Here is a 23,277-nt window from a genome sequence, read left to right on the forward strand (position 1 = left end):
CACATAAAACTGCCTTCAATCTTCCAAATCCACTTCAAAGAGTGAAAAAGCCGTGATAAGCGTCCCCGCAGTTATTGACAATATGCGATAATTAAAGACAATATCAGGTTTTTGAGCACGTAGCTCAGTGGCAGAGCACTTGCTTGACGTGCAAGGGGTCGCAGGTTCGAGCCCTGCCGTGCTCACCATGTGTTTCAGAGGACGAATCAGTTGGACATAGAGATAAATATTGACGGGAAGCAAGGCAGGTTTTCCTCGGGAACGACCGTCGGGGAAGTGCTCGCAGAACTTGAAGGAGACAAGCGTACCGTGGGGGCCGTCGTAGACGGTCAGATAGTTGATTTCTGGCACCGCCTTGAGGGCGACTGCGACCTTCTGCCCGTAAAAAGCAATACAGACTCCTCTCTGGGGCTCCTCAGGCACACTACGGCCCACGTTCTCGCTGAAGCCGTCCAGTCTCTTTTCCCCGAGGCGCGGGTCACCATAGGTCCCGTGATAGAGAACGGGTTTTACTACGATTTTGATTTTGAAAGGGGCTTTACTCCCGAGGACCTTGAGAACATTGAATTGAAGATGCTTGAGGTAATAAAGAAGAACCGGCCTCTGGTCAGGAAAACGGTCACGAGGGAGGAGGCTGTAGCCACTTTCTCCGGGATAAAGGAGAACTACAAGGTGGAGATAATAAACGACCTTCCCGAAGGGGAGGAGATAACCATATACGATCAGACAGACTGGTATGATCTCTGCAGGGGACCCCATCTTCCCTCAACGGGACTCATAAAGGCCTTTAAGCTCACGAGTTCCGCGGGGGCTTACTGGAGGGGCAACGAGAACAACCCGATGCTTCAGAGAATTTACGGAACGGCATTCTGGAACAAAAAGGATCTGCGCAAGCATCTGCGCGACCTTGAGGAGGCAAAAAAAAGGGACCACCGCAAGCTTGGAAGGGAGCTTGATCTCTTCAGCGTTAATGACGAGATAGGTCCCGGCCTCATTCTCTGGCATCCGAGGGGGGCGAAGGTAAGAAGCGTGATAGAGGATTTCTGGAAAAAGGAGCATGTCTCTCGGGACTACGAGTTGCTCTACACCCCGCACATGGCCAAGCTTGACCTCTGGCGCACAAGCGGTCACGTGGACTTCTACTCGCAGAACATGTTCTCGTGCATGGAGGTTGAGAGCTCCGATTACCAGGTGAAGCCCATGAACTGCCCTTTCCACATACTGGTGTACAAATCAAAGACGAGAAGCTACAGGGACCTGCCGATCAGGTGGGCGGAGATAGGAACCGTGTACCGCTACGAGCGCTCGGGGGTTCTTCACGGCCTCCTCAGGGTGAGGGGCTTTTCCCAGGACGACGCACACATATTCTGCCGACCCGACCAGATACGCGAGGAAGTCTCCGAGGTGCTTCACCTCACTCTGGATTTTCTCAGAACTTTTGGGTTTGATAATTACGAGATTTTTCTTTCGACACGCCCGGAGAAATTCGTGGGAAGCGAAGAGAACTGGGAGAGGTCAATAGAGGCCATCGAGCAGGCTCTCTCGGACGTCGGGCTTCCCTACGGAGTGGACAGCGGTGGCGGAGCTTTTTACGGTCCCAAGATAGATCTCAAGATAAAGGACGTGATAGGCAGGGCTTGGCAGTGCTCAACTATTCAAGTAGATTTCAACCTGCCCGAGCGGTTTAGTATGGAGTTTGTGGGTGAGGATAACGCTAGACATACCCCGATAATGATACACAGGGCCATATTCGGTTCGATCGAGCGGTTCTTCGGAATCCTGATAGAACATTACGGGGGAGCGTTTCCGCTCTGGCTCAGCCCCGAGCAGGTGAGGGTGGCGTCCGTGGGACAGAGCCAGGCCGAGTACTGCGAGGAAGTCTGCGCCGAGCTTCGCTGCCGGGGAATCAGGGTCACAAGCGATTTGCGAAACGAGAAGCTAGGATATAAGGTTAGGGAAGCACAGGTAATGAAAATTCCCTATCTGCTGGTTGTAGGAGACAGGGAGGTTGAAACGGGAACGGTTGCTCCCAGAAAATACGGCGGGGACGCCATGGAGGCGTTGCCGGTGGATGATTTTATCGAAATCGTCGCCCGGGAGAACGATCCCTACAGCTGGATGGAGGTAAAGGCATAGCTAGAAGGAGAAGTAATAATTCCAGGACCCGCGTTCCTGAGACTCGCGTTAACAGGAGGATTACCGCAAAGGAGGTCAGGCTCATAGATGTCGAGGGTGAGCAGTTGGGAGTCGTAAGCATTGAAGATGCCTTGCGGATTTCGGAGGAAAAGGGAGTCGATGTGGTCGAGGTCGCGTCAAACGCTACCCCGCCCGTGTGCAGGCTCATGGACTACGGGAAGTTCAAGTATGAGCTTAGAAAGCAGCGGAGCGCGAAAAAACAGAAAGATCAGACCGTAAAGGAGATAAAATTTCGACCCAACATAGGAGAGCACGACCTGGAAGTCAAGGTAAACCGGATGAAAAGCTTTCTTGAAGCGGGTCACAAGACAAGGATGAGGATATTTTTCAGGGGCAGGGAGATAGTTCATCCGGAACTCGGTCGCGAGCTTGCCAATGAGGTTCGCGAGAAACTGTCCGATGTGGCCTCGGTGGACATGGAGCCCAAAATAGAGGGCAAGAACCTGATAATGATTCTTGTGCCGACAAAAAAACAGTGAGGGATTTACCAGATGCCTAAGATGAAAACGAACCGCAGCGCGGCCAAGAGGTTTTCCGTTACGGGGGGCGGGAAAATAAGAAGAAACAAGGGTGGCAAAAGCCACATAAACGTAAAGAAAAGCTCAAAGAGGATGCGGAGACTGCTCGAGCCGGATTTCATCGAAGGTTCCGCCGCCAGGAAGATCAAGACCTACGTTCCTTACCTGTGAGCTGATAGAGACGGAGAATACCGATGCGCATAAAAAGAGGAGTCACTTCCAGAAGACGGAAAAAAAGAGTTCTTAAGCTCGCTAAGGGTTACTGGGGCAGAAGAAAAAACAATTTCAGAAGGGCGAAGGAAACCATACTCAGGGCGCTTGCCTATTCCTACAGGGACCGGCGCCGCAGAAAAAGGGATTTCAGGGCGCTTTGGATCATGAGGATAAATGCGGGGGTGAGGCCCTTCGGCTTTTCCTACAGCAGGTTCATTGACGCGCTCAAGAAATCGGGGGTCGAGCTTGACCGTAAAAGCCTCTCTGAGCTTGCCGTGAGAAACCCGGAGAGCTTCAAGGCCGTGGTAGAGTTTGCGACCTCCAAAAAAGGCTGATTTGCGCCCCGACCGGGGCCTGTTTCATTTTCTGACTAAAATGAATTTATCCCGCGATCGTGCGGGTCGCCCTCAAGCGGGCATCCTTCGCAGTTGGCTGTTTTCCGACAGTGAAGTTTTCCCGTCTTCACTATGAGCGCGTGGTATTCTCCGAAAACTTCAGTATCTGCGGCAAGGCTTTCGGCGAAAAGTTTCTGTATGCTTGTGTAACTTGCTCCCTCGGGAATCAGGCGGTGGCGGCGGAGGATCCTTCGGGAGTAGTTATCAACCACAAACACGGGCTTCCCAAGCGCGTATAGCAGTATTGAGTCAGCCGTTTCTTCGCCGATGCCGTTTACGGAGAGAAGTTTTTTCCTCAATATGTCCGTATCTTCCGTGAGCATGTTCTCCATCGCTCCCGCGTAATCGGCGAACAGGAAGTCGATGAAGTTCTTAAGTCTTCTGGCCTTGAGATTGTGATATCCGCAGGGGCGGATCAGCAAGGCGAGTTGCTTGTGCGATACGGCTCTGAGCTTCCCGGCTGAGAGCATGGAGCACCCTCGGAGTCTTTCTATGGCTTTTTCCGCGTTTTTCCATGAGGTGTTCTGTGTGAGTATGGCTCCCGTGGCGCACTCAAGCCTTGTCCGCGCGGGCCACCAGTTCTGCGGGCCGTGTTTTCTGTAAAGAGCGGAGTAAAAGTTCCGTATTCTTTTGGTGCTGCCGGTCACGCTCGATATCCGGAAAAGTTTTTTTCTTGTGGAAATCATGGAAAATATAACTGTGCGTGACTGTAATGGCAGGGAGGTTGATCAAAGGGTCAACAGCCTGAAAAACGGATGAGAATGAATTTTCTTTCTACGTTGCTTCTTGCGGTTGTTCTTTTAGCCTCTTGCGAAGGCGATCTCCCGCCTCCTCATCCTCCACCGGGGTATGAAAACCCCGCTGTTGAGGAAAGGCCTGTTCTTAAAAGACGGCTGGCCCTGTTCCTGGTGGATTTTCCCGACAACCGGCGAACGTTTCCCGCCGCGCGGGATATCGAGGAAGATCTGGAAGAAGGCGTAGTCAGGGAATATTTTAACGATATGTCGTACGGCCAGTTCACGTACGAGATTGATTCGTTCGGTCCTTTTACTCATCAAGACGACTTCACGTCGCTGTATCCCGGCCACCCTGAGAAAGTCCTTTCCGTCGGTACAGTCGACATTCCCGGTTTTGATGCTGACAGATACGACATATTCATAATAGTGACCCTCTCTGACTACGAATTTGAAGCCGCGGTTACGATACCCCCGGATTACACGGAATTCCGGGTAAACGGCGAAGTGGTTAACAGCCGGAAGTATGTAGTTGTAAATCCTCTTTTTGCGGGATGCCGCAAGAGAGATTGCGGCGGGGGCAAATCTCCTGAAGACAATTTCCGGGAGAAGGACCTCAGAGGCAGCGGCAGTCCGTTCAACATGTTTCGCAGTCCGTTCACCGTGTTTCAAAGAATATTCATTCATGAATTTATACACGGTCTCGGAATCTGGGCACATGCGAACTCAAGAACCAATGGTTCCAGATTCGATTACGAGGCGGAGGTTCCAGACAACCGGGGGAATCTGGATTACGACTATGGAAACTTTTATGACATAATGGGGCGTCCTGACTACGGATACAACCTTAATGTCGGCTATCGCGACTGGCTGGGATGGTTAGAACCTCCTCGCAAGACCGTCATCAAAGACTATGGATGTTTTACCGCCACCGTAAATCCCATTAACTCCGCGGATAAAACTGTGGCGGTTGAGATAGTTGTCCCGGAAAAAGAGAACAGGTACTACCTGGAGGTAAGGGACTTCATGGATAAATGGGATGATCGTCGCGGCCATAATACCCCTGAAAGCGAAAAGATCATGGCGGACAACAGGCAGGGCATAATGGTCAACAAAAAAGCTGCCGAGCCGGATAGGGGGTTCGTCACTTCTACATATCTTCTGGATATGAGCCCGTCTCCTCATCGCACCGAAGATGGTTATGAAGGCGAGCCGGATATCCGGGACGTGGTTCTTAAGCCGGGCGGGGAATACGACGCTCCGGATTTAAGATTGTGGGACGTAATGCCGGCGGGCGGCAATTCTTTCAGCGTCAAGATCATGATCAGGCATCCGGACGATGAACCGCATGAAAGCTGCGTGGGTTACTGATTGGGACCGGCAGGGGAATCCTCCCCGACTGATTCCCGAAGCGGATTGTCTATTCCTCAGGATGCGTCTGCGTCGTGTCCGCGGTTAACGCGGGAGACGATCATGAAAAAGGCGGCCGAAAGGGCGTATCCTGCCGCCCACCTGGCTCCTGTTCCGAAACCGAGAGAGTAGAGATTTCCTTCAACCGAGATCTCTCCCGCGTGTATGAAGCCAAAAAATGCCATCACGGCTCCCGCCCCCATCCATGCCGCCGCCTGGGTGAGCCTTCGTTCGACGAGGCAGACGGCTGCTGCGGCCCAGACCACCGACGAAAGCATGAATCCCTGGGAAAGCGCTACCAGTCCGGGCAGCTGAAGACCCGAGAAGACAAACGCATTGAGGTTCTCAAACGCGCTTGTGGCCACCGAACCGTCCGAAATAGCGGTCCCCACGGCCGAAACGGTCTGGGAAACCACCACGGTTCCCCATGCCGCAAGCGCGGGTATCAGTCCCAGGGCCACGGCCGGGGCGTGGGAGCGGGGAGTGGTCTGAAACGCCTGGGATGTCATCACGAGACCTATCCATACAAGTATTACTCCGGCCGCCTCAAGCGGCACCAGTGCCGAGACCAGGGAACCCAGGCCAACAAGCGACACTGCGGCGAAGAAAATTCCGTTTATTGCCGAGTATCCCCCTCTCGCTCCCATCTCCTTCCATCCCGGATGTCCTATATATATGGTTGTTGGGAAACACGACCCGAAAAGTGATGCGGCTACGGATCCCGCTCCGTTAACCGCGAGACACGGTCCGGTGGGATAGGAATCTCCCGCGGCCTCGGCGGACTCTATGTTCTGAAGGGATCCGAGGATATTGTAAAGACCCATGGGAAGCACGACCGGAATCAGCACCGAGCGCACGAGGGGATCAGAAAGCCCCGCTACAAGATCCCCCAGGATCGGAACGGGCAGGTAGAGTCCCACGTCGCCAAGAGCTTGGCTCACGGCAGGTCCCGACACCGTCGTTTCCGCTCCGAATCCCGCCGCGAAGAGAAGCCACGCGGTGGATATTCCCAGGACTAGCGCCAGGCCGACTCCAGGAATTCCAAGCGGAAGCCTCGTTCTTGAGAGCAGGGAGAACAGCAGTACTCCCAGAGAGAGCAAGGCGACCAGAGGATGGGCGAAGCATCTTGCGGCGAAGTCCATGCAGAGAAACGCTACGGCTATTCCGGCAAGGGAAGTGAGCAGCGCGGCGCGCGGAGTTGCCTTTCTGATTCTCTCTGCTACCAGGGATCCTGCGAGTTCAATGATTCCGGATAGAAAGCAAGCCGCGACCCCGACGCGCCAGGCCACAAGCGCGGCTTCCTGAGGCGGGACTCCCCGGCTTTCGGCCGCTAGTTTCGCCGGGACCATTACCAGAAAGATGAAGGCGAACAGGGAAATCGTGTTTACCCCGTAGGGAAGTGCCGTTACGTCTTTTCTTCCGGTGGCTGCCGAGAGTCGTTGTGCGAGCCAGGCGTAGTAGAGGTTGCCGATGATGAGCGATATCGCTATGGCCGGGAGGATCGAGGAGACGACAAACTCCCTTTGCAGACCCACAAGACCGGTGAGAAGTATCATGATCAGAACATACTGGACGAGATTGTCCACCATGAGGCCGAAAAAGCCTTCTGCGTCGGAGAATGAAAAAAGAGGCTGTGCCCCCGCGGGGAAAAAGAGGTTTCTCATGTCTTATTCCGGGGTTGCGTGGAACCGCAAAACCAAACGGCGAACCTGCAATCAACTATCGATTATAATGAAAAAGACACCGCAGGCAAAGACCCCCGCGCCTGATTCCTGTGGATGTGCCCGCAGCCGACGATCTTCCCGCCGTGCTTGCAATGGATATCAGCTATAAATCCACCCTTATCATTGCCTGAACGACTGATTCCTCGACCCCCGAGATGCCAAACTTGTTGTGCCAGTACCACCACTCAATACCGACATATACCTGCCCCTGCCGTTTCACCAGACGACCCACATCCAGCAGGAGCTGAGGCTGCATAAGAAAGTTTTGTTTTTCATAGGTGGATGTTTCAGGCTCACCCTCTGAGCCGGCCCAGTCGAAATAGCCATTAAACATCCAGTGCGCTGGCCCCGTTTCGAAGGTCGCATTCCAAACCACTGTCATCTGCCAAGTTGTTCCGGGAAGGTTCGGATTCTCTCTTAAGTAGCCGTTTGTCTGGACGAAATTAAACCCGGGCACATCAAGATCCACCGCGGCGCCAATGAGGTAATTGGTAAGGCCTTCTCCCTTTTCCAAAGTGCCGGACAGAAGCATATCTTCCACCGGCCCTGCGGAAAAAGTTTTACCGCTTATTTTGGAGAAGCTCAGACGGGGTGACCACTCCCCATAGAATGAACTGTTATTTCTCAATGGTCGGATATCCACAAAGGCAAAGTTATCGCCATAGACCCAGCCGTTAATCCATTCCAGAGTGAGGGTTTCCGCTTTCTCGCGTTCCAGTTTGAAGTCCGTGCCATAGAGCAACTGGGCATTGAACGCATTCCAAGTCTGCGCTACTGCCGACGCTGACGATAACAAGACAAGCAAATAGAGGCACACGGTGTAGACAATTATTTTAGGATAATTCATCTTGCGTTCAGCTTCTGGCTTCTGCCCGCCCGGCACACGGCCTGCCAAAACGGCATTGACGATGGTCTGTTCTAAATTTGGTATTCAGACTCCATTTAACCATGTCATTTAATACGGAGTTTATCATAAAGACAATTTTCATGTCATATATCCAGTTGTCCATTACCGGCAACGCTACGGAAGGGGAATTTAGTGCGGTTCCTCGAGGTTGTTTTGACAGTCCACTTTTTTGGATGTTTAATGATTGGATATGATTCACACCCCTTTATACGAAACGCACAAGAGTTTCGGGGCGAAGATGATCGATTTTGCCGGGTGGAAGCTTCCTCTTCAGTTTGAAGGTATAAGACGGGAACACATGGCGGTCAGGACCGCCTGCGGCCTTTTTGACGTAAGCCACATGGGAGAAATAGAGATCAGCGGACCTCAGGCAGAAGATCTCTGCCACAAACTTAACACCAACGACATGGCGGGACTTCGCGACGGCTGGGCCCGGTACGGTCTTTTCTGCTATCCCGACGGCGGAGCGGTTGACGACCTTATAACCTACAGGTTTTCGGCGGAGCATTTCCTTGTGTGCGTGAACGCGTCCAACACCGGGAAGGTCTATCGCTGGATTGGCGATAACTGCGGTGGGCTTGACGTCGATGTAACTGATGCGAGTCCCGCTTACGCGCAGATCGCCGTTCAGGGTCCCGACTCGGTATCCGTAATGGAAAAGACGTTTGGCGAGGAAAGCGTGCGGGATTTCCCGAGGTTTTCTTTCAGGATTCTTGAGGGTGATGCGGCGGGAGTTATAGCGGCCAGGACGGGCTACACGGGTGAAGACGGCTTTGAACTGTTTGTGCCCGCGGGAGACGCGGTCGGGATCTGGGAGAAGCTTTTTGAAAGCGGAAGCGAATTCGGGATTGCTCTTTGCGGTCTGGGAGCGCGCGACACGCTTAGGATGGAAGCCGGATATCCTCTTTACGGAAATGAACTGGATGAGAAAACGACTCCGGTCGAGGCTGGCCTTAATAGATACGTGAAGATGGACAAAGGCGATTTTATAGGCAGAGACGTGCTCTTGGAGCAGGTGGAGAGCGGAGCGGCCAGGGAAACCATCGGTTTTAAGATGCTTGAGAGAGGGATTCCCAGACACGGCTACGGGGTAATGAAGAATGGAAAAAGGATAGGAGAGGTTACAAGCGGCACCATGTCACCGGTTCTTGATATTGGCGTGGGCATTGCTTCGGTTGCCTCGGGTGAAGTTAAGTGCGGAGATGAGATAGGGGTCGAGATCCGGGGAGACGTGAGAAAGGCGGTTTCTTCTGAATTTCCGCTTCATAAAGACGGTATTTCTTAATCAACGAACATGAAGGAGCATTTAGGTTATGAGTGTGCCGAAAGACTTGAAATATACTGAGGAGCATGAGTGGGTGAGATTTGAAGAGGACAGGGCCGTGATCGGGATAACGGATTACGCGCAGGAAGCCTTGGGGGAGATAGTTTTTGTTGAACTGCCGGTTGAAGGGGAAGAACTCGTTCGGGGAGACTCCTTCGGCGCGGCGGAGTCGACAAAGGCGGTTTCTGAGCTTTTCGCTCCGGTCTCGGGGGAAATTGCCGAGGTGAATGATCTTCTCGTGGATTCCCCGGAACTTGTAAACGCCGACCCTTACGGCGACGGGTGGATCGTAAAGATCCATACCGACGAACTTGACCAAAGCGAAGTCGAGGCTCTTCTTGATCCTTCCGGTTACGAAGAACTGATAGAAGACGAGGAAGATGCCTGATATGTCCCGGTGGCATGGATGGAGCAGGGAGCTCCACTTGATTCCTCGGGGAGAGTTGTGATTGCGAAACGAAAACGGCATTTATGAACAAGAGGATTTTTTCTCGGCGAGGCATATAGGTCCCACGCCCGAGGAAGCACGCCAGATGCTTTCGTGCACCGGGGCGGGGAGCCTTGAGGAACTGGTGCGGGAAACCATACCGGCTGACTTGCTTTCAGAGATTGAGATGGCCGTTCCCGCCGCCATGACCGAGAGCTCCTATCTTGACCATATAAGGGGTATCGCGCGCGCGAACACCATATTCAGGTCGTACATAGGCCTGGGTTACTACGACTGCGTGGTCCCGGCAGTCATATCAAGGAACATTCTCGAGAATCCAAGCTGGTATACCCAGTACACTCCTTACCAGGCGGAAATATCACAGGGACGACTTGAAGCCCTCCTTAACTTCCAGACGGTGATTTCAGAACTTACTGAGATGGAACTTTCAAACGCCTCGCTGCTTGATGAAGCAACGGCGGCTGCCGAGGCCATGGCCATGTTTCACAGGCTGAGCGGCGCGAAACGGGAGAAGGCGGACGCCGACGGGTTTTTCGTTTCCCGAAGATGTTTTCCCCAGACCATCGATCTCCTCAGGACCCGGGCCGAGCCCCTGGGAATAAGGGTCGTGGAGGGAGAGGAGGAGAAGGTTTCGCTTGACGGGAGTTTTTTCGGCGCGCTGCTGCAGTATCCGGACGCATTCGGAGAAGTTAGGGATTACTCGGAATTCGTCAAAAGCGCTCACGGCCACGGCATCATGGTCGCGGTCGCGGCCGATCTGATGAGCCTCGTGCTGCTTACCCCTCCCGGGCGCTTCGGAGCCGACGCCGTCGTGGGAACTTCGCAGAGGTTCGGGGTCCCGGTCGGCTACGGCGGTCCTCACGCCGGGTATTTCGCCACGAGAGACGAGTTCAGAAGGCAGGTCCCAGGGAGAATAATCGGGGTGTCTTTAGACAGGGACAGGAACCCCGCCTACAGGATGGCCCTTCAGACCAGAGAACAGCACATAAGGAGAGAGAGGGCCACTTCCAATATATGCACCGCGCAGTCCCTGCTCGCCATAATGTCCTCGATGTATGCGGTTTACCACGGTCCGGCCGGGCTGCGGCGCATTTCCGGGAGGATAAACACGCTTGCGAAGATGCTCGATCTGGGTTTCAGGGAGATGGGTCTTGCCCAGCTGAACGGGGCCTTTTTCGACACCCTTCTCGTAGATCTTTCCCCCTTCGGGGAAGAATCTTTTGAGACGCTTCGCGCGGAGGCCCTCAAAAGGAAGATCAACTTCAGATATCTTCCGGACGGCAAGGTCTGCATATCACTTGACGAAACGGTAACCGAGGAAGATGTAACTGATATACTTTCGCTTTTTTCGGATTCCCTCGAACTTGGCAAAGAGGAATCCGTCACCGTGGACCGCGCGCGCGCCATTGAGTCAGTGCCCGAGAACCTTCTTAGGGAGGGTGATTTTCTTGCCCAGCCCGTGTTTAACCGCTACCACTCGGAAACCCTGATGCTCAGGTACATAAAAAGCCTTGAGGGCCGGGATCTTTCCCTGGCTCATTCCATGATTCCTCTCGGTTCCTGCACCATGAAGCTGAACGGTACGACCGAGATGATGCCCATAAGCTGGGAGGAATTCTCGAGAATCCATCCTTTCGCGCCCCGGGATCAGGCGGCTGGATACGCACGGGTGATCGGTGAACTTGAAAAGTATCTCTGCGAGATAACCGGGCTTCACGCCTGCTCGCTTCAGCCCAACTCAGGAGCCCAGGGAGAGTACGCGGGCCTGATGGTCATACGCAGGTACTTTGAGGAGAGAGGAGAAACCGAAAGGCGCGTGGTACTGATTCCCTCTTCCGCGCACGGAACCAACCCCGCGAGCGCCCGCATGGCGGGTATGGACGTCGTGGTGGTAAAGTGCCGGAAAAACGGGGATGTAGACATAGACGACCTTCAAAAGTGCTGTCGGAAAAACGAGGGGAAAGTTGCTTGCCTGATGATTACATATCCTTCGACTCACGGGGTGTTCGAGCCCGGAATAAGTGAGATATGTGACATAGTTCACTCAAGTGGTGCGCAGGTGTACATGGACGGGGCGAATCTTAACGCGCAGGTAGGCCTCTGTTTTCCTTCCGTATTTGGCGTTGACGTATGCCACATAAACCTGCACAAGACTTTCAGCATCCCCCACGGAGGAGGGGGTCCGGGAATGGGTCCCATATGCGTTGCCCTCCACCTCGCCCCGCATCTCCCCGGACACGCTGTTGTGGAGGGGGTAGGGGGCGAAAAGCCATGTGGAGCGATATCCGCGGCTCCTTGGGGAAGCGCGAGCATATTGCTTATATCCTACGGATACATAAGGCTTCTCGGAAGGGACGGAATGAGCGAGGCATCGCGGTACGCGATACTGAACGCCAATTACCTTAAGACCCGCCTCGGGCAGCACTACGATACTCTCTACGAGGGAGAAAACGGAAGGGTCGCCCATGAATTCATACTCGACCTGCGCGAGCTTGGGAAAAGCGCGGGAATAACCGTGGAAGACGTGGCCAAAAGGCTCATGGATTACGGGTTTCATGCGCCGACTATGTCATGGCCGGTTACGGGAACCTTGATGGTGGAGCCTACGGAGAGCGAATCCATGGAGGAAATGGACAGATTCTGCGACGCAATGATAAAAATACGCGGGGAAATCCAGGATATCATCGACGGCGGGGCGGATCCTTCTGATAACGTACTCACAAATTCTCCCCACACGGTGCTGGATCTTGTGTCTTCCGACTGGGAACATCCCTATTCCCGCCAGCAGGCGTTCTTCCCGCTTCCGTATCTGAGGGCCAACAAGTTCTGGCCGCCGGTATCAAGAATAGACAACGCCTACGGGGACAGAAATCTGGTGTGCACATGCCTTCCCCCCGAAGCTTACGCGGTGGAGGAGTAAATACGGGAAACTTCAGATCTTTATCTCTATGTAGGAGTTTTTCTTAATGTCCTCAAGCCAGGAGGTTATGAACCGCTCAACCTTCTCCATGTAGAGCTGATGCTTTATGCGGCCTCTGTACCGAGAGACCGAGGATTCTCCTTCCTCGCTTCTTTCCAGAACCTTTACTATGTGGTAGCCGCGGGAGCTCTCTACCGGTCCCGCGATGCCGTTCACTTCGGTCTTCTCCACGGCGTCTTCAATCTCGGGAACCAGGTCTCCCTTGACGAAGTATCCCAGCAGTCCGCCGCTTTGCGCCGATGATTCATCCATCGAGTACTTTCTGGCCAGTTCCCCGAAGGGCTCACCAGATTTTGCAAGTTCCAGCACTTCTTCCGCTTTGGAGAGGGCGTTTTCCGTTTCCTTATTGATCAGTATGTGAGCGATCTTAGTCTGCCTTCCGTAAGTGCTGCCTCCTTCTTCGTAGTGTTCTCTGTGGTATTCCTCTATCTCTTCGTCCGTTACCGCTATGCTTCCCTGCGTGACCAGGTCAAGAAGCCTTCTTGAGAGTATCTGGTATTTCCACTGGCGGTAGAAAAGTTCCTCCGTCATATTCTGTTTTTTAAGCTCCTCGGCTATGGCTCCTTCATCGAGGTTAAGTGCTTCCTGCTGGCTCTTTACTATCGCTCTTACCTCTTCGTCGGTTACTGATATCTTCCTCGCGGCCGCTTGCTGATCGAGCAGTATGCGATCTATCATGGCGTCGAGTACTTCACGAACGTTTACTTCCGCCTCAGGATTTACGACTACTTCCTCTAGCTCCTGATTAAGTTCGCTGAGCGTTACTATCCTGTTGTTCACCACGGCCACCACTTTTTCCACGACCGCCGCCTGGGCGGGTATCGCCGTAAAAACCGCAAAAAGCGCTACAACCGCGAACCACCATGGTTTTTTCATATGAAGTCTCCTTGCAAACCGTTTTTTCTCTACTGAATCAACCCCGAAATTATACTATACATGGGCTTGGGCCGGTTTTTCCACTCTTTCCACCGCGCTTATCAGCGCCTCGTACCTGTCCTCGGAGGGAAGGGGAATGCTGAGTTTCTTCTCTCGCCCGCGGGTTTTTCCGTCCGCGAGACTCAAAGTCGCCGTGTTCTCCCCTATTTCAGCTTTTTTTATCAGCCTCTCCCCGAGCGCGATTCTCAGTTCCGCGATGAGAACGAGACGTTTCAGCGGATTGGGCATCGCGCCGAACCTGTCTTCGATTTCCCCTGCGATTTCCCTTGCTTCCCCGCGTTTTCCTGCCGATGATATTTTTTTGTAGTAAAAAAGTCTCTCTGAAACGCTTTGAATATAATGCTCAGGGATGAACGCGTCGTCCCGCGTTTTTATTTCCGGTCTGATTTCACGGACGTGGTCTTCGCCCCTTCTTTTGCCTTCAATCGTATCTCTCAGCAGCTCGAGATAGAACTCAAGTCCTATATCCGCTATGTGTCCTGACTGCTTTTCTCCGAAAAGGGTGCCGGCTCCCCTTATCTGCAGATCGGCCGTGGCGAGCTTGAATCCGCTTCCAAGGTCGGTGAGTCGAGAGAGCACCTCGAGCCTTTTTCTGGCATCTTCAGTAAGAGAGTTTATGGATGGTACGAGAAAATATGCATATGCTTTTCTGTCTGATCTTCCGACACGGCCCTTAAGCTGATAGAGATCCGCTAGGCCCATAGTATGGGCATTGTTCACTATTATCGTGTTGGCTTTTGGTATATCGAGTCCGGATTCCACTATCGCGGTGGTTACGAGCAGGTCTATTTTTCCGTCGGTGAACTGTTCTATGGTTCTTGAGAGCCGCGTTTCGTTCATTCGGCCGTGTGTTACTCCTATTGACAGTTTCGGCATGAGTTTTTGGAGAAGGTTCGCCTTCTCGAATATGTCCTCTATCCTGTTGTGTATGAAAAAAACCGTGCCGTCTCTCGCGGTCTCTTTTTCCGCGGCCTCCTTTATCATTGCGGTGTTGAACTGCTGAATGTACACCTCTACGGGTTGCCGTCCCTCGGGAGGGGTATTTATCACGCTTATGTCTCTTACGTCGGCGAGGGAAAGCTGGAGGGTTCTGGGGATGGGAGTCGCCGATAGCGTCAATACGTCGACGGCGTTTTTCATCGACCTTATGGATTTTTTGTGATTCACTCCGAATTTCTGTTCCTCGTCTATCACGGCTAGTCCAAGGTTTTTCAGCTTTATTCTTTTTCCGAGAAGCTTGTGCGTTCCGATTATGACGTCTAGGGAACCGTCTTCGAGTCTGTTTAGAATCTCTTTTTCTCTCTTGCCTGTCGTGAATCGTGAAAGCATTCCGATGCTCACGGGATAGCTTTTGAACCTTGAAAGTGCGGTTCGGTAGTGCTGGCTTGCGAGAAGGGTGGTGGGAGCGATCACCATGACCTGTTTTCCATCAAGGCATGCCTTGAAAGCGGCCCGCAGGGCCACTTCGGTTTTTCCGAACCCGACATCTCCGCAGATAAGCCTGTCCATGGCCTTTTCGGATTCCATGTCTGACATTACGTCCTCTATGGCTGCCGACTGATCCGGGGTCTCGTTCCAGGGAAACTCCGTCTCGAATTCATTGAACATCTGATCCCTTGGGGAGAACCTAAAGCCTTTTCCGACCTTTCTTTCCGCGCAGAGTTCCACAAGCTCGGTCGCGACTTCCTCCACGGCCCTTTTGACCCTGCCGACGGTTTTTTTCCAATTTGCGCTTCCCAGCTTCTCAATCTTCGGCTCCCTTCCAGCTCCCATGTACTTCTGAACCAGCGCTAATTTCTCCACCGGCACGAATATCTTGTCCCCGTCTTTGTATTCGCACTCGAGAAAATCCCCCTGGCTGCTCTCAAAGGAAAGCCTTCTCAGCCCCCTGAAGACACCTATTCCGAATTCCTTGTGAACTATGTAGTCCCCGGGTTTGAGCTGGCTGAACGAAGTCAGAAAAGCGGAGGGCATATCACTTCCCCCGAAGGCCGCGCCTCGGCTCTTGGTTTTCTCGACAAGGGTTTTCTCCGTAAGAAGGGCAATTTTGAAATCGTGAAGAACTGTGCTTTCGAAAAGCTCTCCGACTACATGCACCATTCCCTTGTCCGGATGGTTCTCCGTAAGCTTGAGGAATTTTTCTCTTTCTGCCTCTGAAGTGAAAAATACGAACACCTCGTAACCGTCTTCGATGAGTTCCTCCGCCTTGTCAGTAAAGACCTTGAGCGAAGGTTTTGAAAACGATATCTCTTCTGTGCTGAACTTAAGGCTGTTTTTTCCTCCGGTTCCTATGGCCATCGCCCCCGGGTATGCGAGCCTTGATTCCCGGAGTTTTTCCGCAAGCTCTTTTCTTCCAAGGTATAGACTCTCAAACGGGGGAAGCGATTTTTCAAGTTTCCCCAGAGATTTTCTTCTCGCTTCGAATTTTTCCTCCAGTCTCAATAGCAGTGCTTCCTCGTCAAACCCGATTGGGAGGCTCACTACCAGATCCTCTCGCGGGTAATCGAGCACGCACTGGCGCGAGTCCCAGAAAAACGGCGTGAACCATTCAATTCCCCTGAAGTGCGAACCGCTCTCAAACGCCTCCAGAAGAGGTTCCACCTCGCTTGAGGTAAGTCCCTTCTTGTCGGCTCCGGCGAGAACCTGTCCGACCAGACCGTCCTTGCTTGTTTGGCGGTAAACGGCGAATGAGGCCGGATTGATCAGGGCTTTCTGTGCTTTTCCGACGGATTTCTGGGTTGCGGGAGAAAATTCCCGGAGCGAATTCACTTGGTCTGCGAAAAGCTCCACCCTTAGGGGATTCCGCGATCCGGGGGAAAAGAGGTCCACTATAGAGCCCCGGACGCTGATGTCGCCTCTTTTTTCCGTGAAATCCACCTCGCTGTAACCGATTTCAAGGAGTCTTTGCACAAGTTCCTCCCGGTCGACCCGCGCTCCCTCCTCTATGGTGAAGCTCTCGGCCTCGAGGGCGCGGGGCGGAGCCAGCACCTCGGCAAGCGCTGCCGCGTCTGCGCAGAGCACCCCGGTGTGCTCCCATCTGAAAATAGAGTGAAGCCTTTCGGGTTCTGTGATTTCCGTTTTCTCGAAAAGGGAGCGGGTTTTCTCCATTCCTCTTGAGAGAAGAACGGGGATCTCTGTTCCTTTTAAAGAAGAGATGCTTCGCGCCGCATGGATGCACTGCTCTCTTTGCTCGCAGACATGAAGCACCCTTTTGCCGGGCACCTCGGAGAGCAGTGCCAGAAGAAAACAGGTCGAGTTTCCGTAAAGACCCGCAAGATCGGTCGGTTTTCCGGGCGGGTACCCAAGAAACTTCTCCACCAAGGGGTTTTCAAGGTGGGATGAAAGTTCAAGCGTGGAACTGTTACCGTTCACTTTCCGGGACCTGAATCATTTTCTCTCACAGTTCGCCCAGTATGAGAGATCCCATTTCCTCTGTTCCTACCCTTGTTTTCCCTTCCTCGTATATGTCGGATGTGCGGTAGCCATTGTCAAGGACCTTTCTTACGGCTTCTTCAACCTGCGCGGCGGCGCCGTCCATGTCAAAGGAGTAACGCAGCATCATTGCCATCGAGAGGATTGAGGCTATGGGATTTGCCACGCCCCGGCCGGCGATGTCGGGGGCGCTTCCGTGAACCGGCTCGTATATAGCCCCTTTGTTGCCGACACTTGCCGAGGGCAGCATGCCCAGGGAGCCGGTGAGCTGGGCCGCCTCGTCGCTTATTATATCGCCGAACATGTTCCCCGCCAGCATTACGTCGAAATCGGCGGGCCTTCTTATAAGCTGCATCGCCGCGTTGTCCACGTACAGATGCTCAAGCGTAACATCGGAGAAATGGCGATCGTGGAGTTCCGTTACCGTGTCTCTCCAGAGCACCATTGATTCGAGAACATTGGATTTGTCTATGGAAGTGACTTTGTTCCTTCTTTTCCTGGCGATCTCAAAAGCCATTTTCGCCACGCGTTCTATCTCGGAAGTTGTGTAGCTAAGAGTGTTAAACGCCTTGCACTCCTCTTCGCCGAGCTGTTCCGCTCCTCTCGGCTGTCCGAAGTATATTCCGCCTGTAAGTTCCCTAACGACCATTATGTCGACCCCTTCGACGACTTCCCTTTTAAGCGTGGACGCGTCGGCAAGAGCCGCGTAGACGATCGCGGGTCTCAGGTTCGCGAAAGTGTCAAGACGCTTTCTTAGCTCAAGGAGCCCTCTTTCGGGTTTGAGGCTGTGCTCAAGGTTTTCCCATTTCGGGCCTCCCACGGCTCCCAGGAGTACCGCGTCGCTTTTCTTTGCTTTTTCCATGGTTTCTTCCGTTACTGGAACCCCGTGTGTGTCTATGCAGCATCCGCCGAGAAGGGCTCTCTCAAGCGAGAACTCAATCCCGCTTTTCTCACCGACGGCCTTCAGTACGGACAGACTGACTTCGGTTACTTCAACTCCGATTCCATCTCCTGGAATTACTAATATTTCGGGCAATTGTGTTTTCCTCTCCGGTGTTGGTTTTAAGGGAAGAACCAACTTACCTGAACAGTTTTGATTTTGCAGGGCAGGATATTTTCTGACGCTGAAGGTCTTGGGTACTCAAGTGCCCGCGCCCTGCCGTTTATTCGCAGTAGAACTCCTTGTTTTCTATAAACCTTCTTATCATCTCGGCGTTAGGCCCCTCGGAGAAATCCTGTTTGTGATAAACCGGGAGACGGGTACGGATTATAAGCGGCCCCGGTTCAAGCCATTTGTCCTGTGCCAGGCCCAGGCCGTGTGAAGTGAGGGAGATTACTTTGCCTTCCCCGTTTACAACCGGGCCGCCGCTCATGCCGCCGGATGCGGACCGCGAGATATATTCGGATGTGTACTTTCTTGATAGCATGTAAACGGCCCCGACTCCCTGGAAGGGTCCTATGCTGTTGTATACATGGGCGGAACCGATTTCGACAAGCGGGTCTCCGCACCGCAGTGAAGAAGAATCGCCGATCTTAAGCGCCGGATATCCTCCCAAGGCGTCTGGAGCGTCCATTTTTATAATGGCAATATCGCATTTTCCCAGATCAGACTGATCCTGAGTTTTCAAAACGGTTCCAAGATGAAGACTCCTGGCGTCCATTGTTTTAATCAAAGCTCTGTCCCCTTTGCCGGGAGCTACGTGTCCGGCGGTGATGACGGTATTCCCGTCGTATATGAATCCTGAACCGTTTAACTGATTTCCCTTGTGAGAAACCGCTACTGTTACGACGGCTTCTCGCGCCTCTTTGTATACTTTCTCCATCTCATCGAATTCATCGACCGGAAACGGGCTGTATTTGTCGCCAAATTCGTGCTCGGTTCTTTTCCACTCGTTGTCATTCCTGTATTCGCCGGCGTTTTCCGGTTCTTCAAGGCCGGGAACTTTGTCGTAAAGCTCCCTCATCTCATTGGGATTCGGTCCGTAGGAAAGAAGGTCCAGATGCGGTTGAACAAAGCCGTAAAGCCAAAGGTTATCAGGCGGAGATGCGGGGGGAATCTGAAAAGGCCCGACTCCAAACCGGCTCTCGATCATTCTGTGGCTCCCTATCGATTGGCCTGCGGATGCGATGGAGACCACTTCTCCTTTGCGATTGAATATGGGCCCTCCGCTCATTCCCGGGGCAGCCGACACCGCGTGATAGGTCCTTCCAGGGTTGCCGATAGGGTCCGGTTCTCCGCTTTGCAGCTCAAGCGCCGGACCGGCGGAAACTGCCCATCCGCCAAGACCCCTCAGTATGCCTGCCCCGCCCATCACCATCAGGAATTCGTTTCTTTCGGGCCTTGCGTCCGCTATTTTCATGGGAACGGCGTCGATTTCCCGTTCAAGACGAAGTACCGCCAGATCCGTCGCGTATTCTCTGTCCAGATCGACGTAGGCTATTTCCGCCCTTATGGTGTCCCCGTCAAAAGTATGGACATCTATTCTCGCTTTCGGATTCCCGGGGTTATGCGCGGCGGTAACAACGTATCCCGGAGCTATAAGCCACCCTGAGCCTACTGATCCGCTGAAATATTCCGCATCGCCTTCCCAAAAGGCTATCTCGAATACGGAACGGCTTACCTTTCTCGCAATATCATAGTCATTTTCCGTGGGAGATATGTCGGCGCCGAAATCCCGTGAAAAATCACGGCTGAACACCTTGGGATAATAATCTTCTCTTTTATATTTCTTCTGCTCCTCTGCCTGGGAGCTAAGGTCGCACTCGGGGGGTGGTTCGTAGCCCGTGCTTCCGCCGCAGGAAACGGATGCCAGAGTACCGAGTATGAGGACAGGGAGAAACCTTCTTAAAAGTCTGTATCCTGCCGGGAGCATTGATTGTTTACCGTAGAAGACTTGGCATCTCTGCCGTATTCCAAGTGCGTACAGAGTATATGTTTACCAGAACACCGCATGAAGTAAAGACTGGTTTTGAGAAAAGAATCAAGTTGCCTGTTTTGATTTTGCAGGGGTACAGGCGGCCACATGCGGGATATCCCCTCGCCCGAGGCCCCCTGCCGTTTATTCGCAGTAGAACTCCTTGTTTTCTATAAACCTTCTTATCATCTCGGCGTTAGGCCCCTCGGAGAAATCCTGTTTGTGATAAACCGGGAGACGGGTACGGATTATAAGCGGCCCCGGTTCAAGCCATTTGTCCTGTGCCCTGCCGGGGCTTGCTGAAGACAGGGAGACCACCTTGCCTTCCCCGTTTACAACCGGGCCGCCGCTCATGCCGGGGGCCAGGGAGTGCGCGAGAAATTCGGATGTGTACTTTCTTGATAGCATGTAAACGGCCCCGACTCCCTGCAAGGGGCCTACGCTGTTGTACAACTCGGCGGAACCGATAGCGACAAGCGGGTCTCCGCACCGCAGTGAAGAAGAATCGGCGGTCCTAAGCGTCGGATATCCCGACAATACGCCCGGAGTGTCCATTTTTATAATGGCGATATCGCATTTTCCAAATCCCTGATTCTGAGTTTTCAAGACGGTTCCACCATAGCCTTCGCCTTTCTCTGTTACAATATCCGCTCTGTCTCTTTCTTCGGGGGCTACGTGTCCGACGGTGATGACGGTATTCTCGTCGTATATGAACCCGGAGCCATACAGACTCTTTCCGGAGGGGTCGACAATGACTGTCACAGCGGCTTTGCGTGCCTGTTTGTATACGTGCTCCATCTGATCGAACCGGTCAAGGGGAAACGGGCTGTATTTGTCGCCGAACTCATTGCCGAACTCATTGCCGACCTCGTGGTGCATGCCCCAACGGCTGCCGTCTCTGTGACTGCCGGCGTTCTCCGGTTCTACAAGCCCGGAAATTTCGTCGTAAAGCTGATTAAGCTCATCGGGATTTGGCCCGTAGGAAAAGTGGCTCGGGGGAGCTTGATCAAAACCGTAAAGCCAGAGATTCTCCGGGGGCTGTGTGGGAACATCAAAAGGCATGACTCCGACGAACCGGCTTGCAGAGCTTCTTTGGCCTGTGGATACAATGGAGACCACTTCTCCCCTGCGATTGAATATGGGCCCACCGCTCATTCCGGGGGCAGTCGGCACCACGTGGTAAACTCTTCCGGGGTAGGGGGCGGGCTCGGGTTCTCCGCTTCGCAGCTCAAGCGCGGGCCCGGCGGAAACCGTCCATCCGCCAAGACCCCTCAGTACAGAGCCCCAGCCCATCGCCATCAGGAATTCGTTTCTTTCGGGCCTTGCGTCCGCTATTTTCATGGGAACGGCGTCGATTTCCCGTTCAAGACGAAGTACCGCCAGATCCGTCGCGTATTCTCTGTCCAGATCGACGTAGGCTATTTCCGCCCTTATGGTGTCCCCGTCAAAAGTATGGACATCTATTCTCGCTTTCGGATCCCTGAGGTTGTGCGCGGCGGTAACAACGTATCCCGGGGCTATAAGCCACCCTGTGCCCCCTCCTCCGGTGGAATATTTTGTATCGCCCTTTTCGAAGAACTCTATCTCGAATACGGAACGGCTTACCTTTCTTGCAGTATCATAGTCATTTTCCGTGGGAGATATGTCGGCGCCGAAATCCCGGGAAAAATCACGGCTGAACACTCTGGGATAATAGTTTTTTCTTTCTTTGCCTGATAACCTCTGCTCGTTTATCTGGGAGCTAAGGTCGCACTCGGGGGGTGGTTCGTAGTCTGTACCGCCGCCGCAGGAAACGGACACAAAAGCGGCGAGCATGAGGACCGGGAGAAAACTTTTTAACAGTCCGTATCTTGTAAGGAGCATTGAAGGTTTAGCGTATAAGAGCTGCGTTTCCGCCATGTTCCAGGCGCGTATGGAGTAAATCTTTACCAGTTCACGGCGGAAAGCAAGCCGTCATGTTTTTGCGGATCTGCTTCCTTGTTCTGTTCACTGCTGTTTCAGATGTTTTTATGGCGGCGGACACTAATGCGAAGTGCCGTTACAGGCTGACGCGGTTTTCAAGTCTTCCGATTCCCTCAATTTCAACTTCCACTATGTCCTGCGGTCTCATGGGGCTTACCCCTGAAGGAGTTCCCGTCGCTATTATGTCTCCCGGAAGAAGGGTCATCACCTTTGATATAAAGCTTATGAGTTTCGGTACGCTGAATATCAGGTTTTTGGTGCTTGAATCCTGTTTTACTTCACCGTTTAGAAAAGTTCTTATTCGCAGGTCCGAAGGGTCGGCTTCCGTTTCTATGAAAGGCCCCACGGGAGCGAAAGTGTCAAACCCCTTGCCCCTTGTAAACTGTATGTCCTTTGTCTGGAGATCCCTTGCGGTCACGTCGTTTACGCAGGTATATCCGAAGACATATTCCAGAGCCTGCTCCTTTTCCACCATGTGGGCTCTTTTCCCTATCACAACCCCAAGTTCTCCTTCGTAATCAACCCTGCTCGACATGTGTGCCGGGTATCTTATCTCTTCGCGGTGGGCGATAACCGCCGTCGAGGGTTTCATAAACAGCATGGGATCTTCGGGAGGAGTCCTGTTCATTTCCCTCGCGTGACCCTCATAGTTTAACCCGACGGCTATGATTTTGGTCGGGAGGCAGGGAGCAAGCGGCGTTATATCCGCATAGTCGTATTTCGTATCCGTTAGGGAGTATTTCCCGAATATGTTTCCTTCCACCTCAGAAACCGATCCGTCTGAGTATTTCCCGAATACCGGTTTTTCTTCCGTATTTTTAAATCTGAGAAATTTCATCGCGCTTCGCTTAAGTCCAGACTTAAGGGTCCCTCTAAAAAACAGGTTTTTGACCCAAGATTGTGAACTGATGCTTCTATCTGTTCCCTCAGTCTGAATTGTTTCCGTCTTGCAAGACGGTTTTCATTTCCTCGTATCTTCCTGTTCAACTCCTTCCTCTTCTCCCTTTCTGCTATCCTGCCTCCGGCATTGTTTTGTATCTAGTGTCTGTCAGAAAAGGTCTAACTCGCTGAAACAAAACAAATAATCCTTGATTTTCTATGGTGAAGATTCTGCATATGTGGTAGAACTATACTTGAATTATCAACATATTGAGCCATTTCAAAGAATCTTCGGAGAACTCAC

17 protein-coding genes and 1 tRNA gene are annotated in these 23,277 nt (G+C 52.9%); 9 read left to right on the forward strand and 9 right to left on the reverse strand.

Annotated elements, in window-relative coordinates:
* The first annotated feature begins 113 nt into the window (after window positions 1-113).
* The 5 genes from OXG10_08295 (at window position 114) to rplT (ending at window position 3,262) form a co-directional block, all read left to right on the forward strand.
* Window positions 114-188, forward strand: a tRNA-Val gene (locus tag OXG10_08295).
* A 22-nt stretch (window positions 189-210) separates the two neighbouring features.
* Window positions 211-2,136 carry a threonine--tRNA ligase gene (thrS, locus tag OXG10_08300; GenBank protein MCY3827355.1) on the forward strand — a complete coding sequence of 642 codons (1,926 nt, stop codon included), beginning with the start codon at window positions 211-213 and terminating at the stop codon, window positions 2,134-2,136.
* On the forward strand, window positions 2,133-2,675 hold the full coding sequence (gene infC, locus OXG10_08305; GenBank protein MCY3827356.1) for a translation initiation factor IF-3: 543 nt from the start codon (window positions 2,133-2,135) through the stop codon (window positions 2,673-2,675). The genes thrS and infC overlap by 4 nt, the downstream gene beginning before the upstream one ends.
* Window positions 2,676-2,687: 12 nt before the next feature.
* Window positions 2,688-2,885, forward strand: a complete 198-nt coding sequence (gene rpmI, locus OXG10_08310; GenBank protein MCY3827357.1) for a 50S ribosomal protein L35 — start codon at window positions 2,688-2,690, stop codon at window positions 2,883-2,885.
* A 23-nt stretch (window positions 2,886-2,908) separates the two neighbouring features.
* Entirely contained in the window at window positions 2,909-3,262 is a 354-nt protein-coding gene (rplT, locus tag OXG10_08315; GenBank protein ID MCY3827358.1) for a 50S ribosomal protein L20, read from the forward strand.
* Between the two features lie 35 nt (window positions 3,263-3,297).
* Here rplT and OXG10_08320 read toward each other — a convergent pair whose 3' ends face one another.
* Complete coding sequence (locus tag OXG10_08320; GenBank protein ID MCY3827359.1) at window positions 3,298-3,969, reverse strand: endonuclease III domain-containing protein; 672 nt, start codon at window positions 3,967-3,969, stop codon at window positions 3,298-3,300.
* A 114-nt stretch (window positions 3,970-4,083) separates the two neighbouring features.
* On the opposite strand from OXG10_08320, the gene OXG10_08325 reads away from it, so the two are divergent.
* On the forward strand, window positions 4,084-5,427 hold the full coding sequence (locus OXG10_08325) for a hypothetical protein (protein MCY3827360.1): 1,344 nt from the start codon (window positions 4,084-4,086) through the stop codon (window positions 5,425-5,427).
* Between the two features lie 56 nt (window positions 5,428-5,483).
* Here the strand turns inward: OXG10_08325 and OXG10_08330 are convergent, their stop codons facing one another.
* Both OXG10_08330 and OXG10_08335 read right to left on the reverse strand, forming a co-directional pair.
* The gene (locus tag OXG10_08330; GenBank protein ID MCY3827361.1) at window positions 5,484-7,130 is read right to left on the reverse strand and encodes an NCS2 family permease; all 1,647 of its coding nucleotides are present in this window, start codon (window positions 7,128-7,130) and stop codon (window positions 5,484-5,486) included.
* A 163-nt stretch (window positions 7,131-7,293) separates the two neighbouring features.
* Window positions 7,294-8,073, reverse strand: a complete 780-nt coding sequence (locus tag OXG10_08335) for a DUF5020 domain-containing protein (GenBank protein MCY3827362.1) — start codon at window positions 8,071-8,073, stop codon at window positions 7,294-7,296.
* A 214-nt stretch (window positions 8,074-8,287) separates the two neighbouring features.
* Between OXG10_08335 and gcvT the strand changes: the two genes are divergently transcribed.
* The 3 genes from gcvT (at window position 8,288) to gcvP (ending at window position 12,789) form a co-directional block, all read left to right on the forward strand.
* Window positions 8,288-9,382, forward strand: a complete 1,095-nt coding sequence (gene gcvT, locus OXG10_08340) for a glycine cleavage system aminomethyltransferase GcvT (GenBank protein MCY3827363.1) — start codon at window positions 8,288-8,290, stop codon at window positions 9,380-9,382.
* Between the two features lie 28 nt (window positions 9,383-9,410).
* Window positions 9,411-9,809, forward strand: a complete 399-nt coding sequence (gene gcvH, locus OXG10_08345) for a glycine cleavage system protein GcvH (GenBank protein ID MCY3827364.1) — start codon at window positions 9,411-9,413, stop codon at window positions 9,807-9,809.
* Between the two features lie 61 nt (window positions 9,810-9,870).
* Window positions 9,871-12,789, forward strand: coding sequence for an aminomethyl-transferring glycine dehydrogenase (gcvP, locus tag OXG10_08350; protein MCY3827365.1), 2,919 nt, complete (start codon window positions 9,871-9,873; stop codon window positions 12,787-12,789).
* A 12-nt stretch (window positions 12,790-12,801) separates the two neighbouring features.
* Here gcvP and OXG10_08355 read toward each other — a convergent pair whose 3' ends face one another.
* The 6 genes from OXG10_08355 to OXG10_08380 all read right to left on the reverse strand — a co-directional run bounded on the left by OXG10_08355 (window position 12,802) and on the right by OXG10_08380 (window position 22,932).
* Window positions 12,802-13,725, reverse strand: coding sequence for a peptidylprolyl isomerase (locus OXG10_08355; protein MCY3827366.1), 924 nt, complete (start codon window positions 13,723-13,725; stop codon window positions 12,802-12,804).
* Window positions 13,726-13,779: 54 nt separating this feature from the next.
* Window positions 13,780-17,157, reverse strand: a complete 3,378-nt coding sequence (gene mfd / locus OXG10_08360) for a transcription-repair coupling factor (GenBank protein MCY3827367.1) — start codon at window positions 17,155-17,157, stop codon at window positions 13,780-13,782.
* Window positions 17,158-17,182: 25 nt separating this feature from the next.
* Complete coding sequence (gene leuB / locus OXG10_08365) at window positions 17,183-18,253, reverse strand: 3-isopropylmalate dehydrogenase (GenBank protein MCY3827368.1); 1,071 nt, start codon at window positions 18,251-18,253, stop codon at window positions 17,183-17,185.
* 127 nt (window positions 18,254-18,380) lie between these two features.
* A complete protein-coding gene (locus OXG10_08370) occupies window positions 18,381-20,090 on the reverse strand; it encodes a serine protease (GenBank protein MCY3827369.1) in 1,710 nt (569 codons plus the stop codon).
* 186 nt (window positions 20,091-20,276) lie between these two features.
* The gene (locus OXG10_08375; protein MCY3827370.1) at window positions 20,277-22,031 is read right to left on the reverse strand and encodes a serine protease; all 1,755 of its coding nucleotides are present in this window, start codon (window positions 22,029-22,031) and stop codon (window positions 20,277-20,279) included.
* A gap of 139 nt (window positions 22,032-22,170) precedes the next feature.
* Complete coding sequence (locus OXG10_08380) at window positions 22,171-22,932, reverse strand: fumarylacetoacetate hydrolase family protein (GenBank protein ID MCY3827371.1); 762 nt, start codon at window positions 22,930-22,932, stop codon at window positions 22,171-22,173.
* Window positions 22,933-23,277: the final 345 nt, after the last annotated feature.

The sequence above is a fragment of the Candidatus Dadabacteria bacterium genome (genome assembly GCA_026706695.1).
GTDB lineage: Bacteria > Desulfobacterota_D > UBA1144 > Nemesobacterales > Nemesobacteraceae > Nemesobacter.